This window comes from Pseudoduganella ginsengisoli (genome assembly GCF_009720865.1).
Taxonomy (GTDB): Bacteria; Pseudomonadota; Gammaproteobacteria; order Burkholderiales; family Burkholderiaceae_D; genus Rugamonas; species Rugamonas ginsengisoli.
Genome location: NZ_WNLA01000110.1, coordinates 1 through 258, shown reverse-complemented (window position 1 = coordinate 258; position 258 = coordinate 1). Strand labels below are relative to the sequence as shown.

Genomic DNA, 258 nt, shown 5'->3' with positions numbered 1-258 from the left:
ACAGCGCAACCGTGGCTGTGGGGCGCACAGTGGCTACCGTGTAATTGGACGAGCTGGTGCTGCCGCTGCCGGCGTTGCCGGCGCTATCCTGTACGCCCGTGTTGTCGAGTGTGATGACATTGGTCGCATCGTCGACCGAGCTCGATGGCGTGTACGTACCGGTCCACGTGGTGCCGCCATCGGAAGAACTGAGCGAGGCTATGGAACCGTTGGCCACCGTCAGGTCGGCCGTGGTCAATCCTGTCACCGCTTCGCTGA

Annotated in this window: 1 protein-coding gene; it reads right to left on the bottom strand. The window is 63.2% G+C overall.

The genetic code is table 11. The features are described from left to right. Positions 1–258, bottom strand: a 258-nt coding sequence (locus GM668_RS30810) for an Ig-like domain-containing protein (RefSeq protein WP_170305936.1), incomplete at both ends; no start/stop codon positions are given.